At 65.3% G+C, this 1304-nt stretch carries 2 protein-coding genes; both read left to right on the top strand.

Features of this window, described 5'->3' with window-relative positions; all coding sequences use genetic code 11:
- On the top strand, positions 1–418 hold a 418-nt coding region (locus AC1DY5_RS55995), incomplete at its 5' end, for a chemotaxis protein CheW (protein WP_478122765.1).
- Positions 419–444: 26 nt separating this feature from the next.
- Positions 445–1304 (top strand): HAMP domain-containing protein (locus AC1DY5_RS56000; protein ID WP_478122766.1); only part of this gene is annotated, 860 nt, incomplete at its 3' end.

Consider the following 1304-nt stretch of genomic DNA (forward strand, 5'->3'; position numbering starts at 1 on the left):
CGAGGAATACGGGATCGACATCCAGAAGGTTCAGGAGCTGCGCGGTTACGACGCGGTGACGCGGATCGCGAACGCGCCTGAGTACATCAAGGGGGTGGTGAACCTGCGGGGGATCATCGTTCCGATCATCGACATGCGGATCAAGTTTGCGCTGGGCACACCGAGCTACGACCAGTTCACGGTGGTGATCGTGCTGAACATCGGCGGGCGGGTGGTGGGGATGGTGGTGGACAGTGTGTCGGACGTGATCACGCTGACGGCGGAGCAGATCAAGCCGGCGCCGGCGATGGGATCGGTGCTGGACACGGACTACCTGATCGGGCTGGGGACGCTGGACGAGCGGATGCTGATCCTGGTGGACATCGACCGCCTGATGTCCAGCGACGAGATGGGTCTCGTCGAAGCTGCCGCGGCCTGAGTCGAATCCTTCACACGGACCCCACCATGAACCTCCTGTCGAACGTCCGCATCGGGACACGCCTTGCCATCGGATTCGCAATAGTGCTGGGTCTGACGATCCTCTCGACCGCTGCCGCCCTGGTCAGTGCCCGCAGCAACGCGGAAGCCACCCGCCAGATGATGCAGAGGCCGCTGGCCAAGGAGCGGCTCATCTCCGACTGGTATGTGCTGACCTATTCGGCGATCGCGCGCACCTCGATGATCGCCAAGGCCACCGACGACACGCTGCCCGTGACCTTCGCGGAGGTGATCTCCGACAGCGTGAAGAAGGGCAGCGAGACCATGGCCAAGGTCGAGTCGCTGCTGGTGACGGAGCTCGAGAAGTCGACCTTCAAGTCGATAGTCGAGCTTCGCGCCAAGTACCAGGCGGCCAAGGATCTGGTGGGCAAGGCCAAGGCCGGCGGCAACGCGGCCGAGACGGAGCGGGCCTTCAAGGAGTCGTTCCAGTCGGCTGCCAAGGCCTACGAGGGCCGTGTGCTGGACCTGCTGTCGATGGAGCGGCAGGCGATCGACGACATGAGCCGGGCCATCGACGCGGCCAACGAGCGCAGCTTCCGCCTGACGCTGTCCCTGGGCATCCTGACGCTGCTCCTCGGCAGTGTCTTCGCATGGCTCATTTCGCGCAGCATCACGCGTCCGCTGGACCAGGCGGTCAAGGTGGCCGAGACGGTGGCTGCGGGTGACCTGAGCGCGCGCATCGAGGCCGGGGGCCGGGACGAGATGGCGCAGCTGATGCAGGCGCTGAAGCACATGAACGCCAGCCTGGCGAGGGTGGTCGGCGAGGTCCGCACGGGCACCGACACCATCGCCACGGCATCGAGCCAGATCGCGAGCGGCAACCAGGA

This window comes from Variovorax sp. P4_D9 (assembly GCF_056401695.1).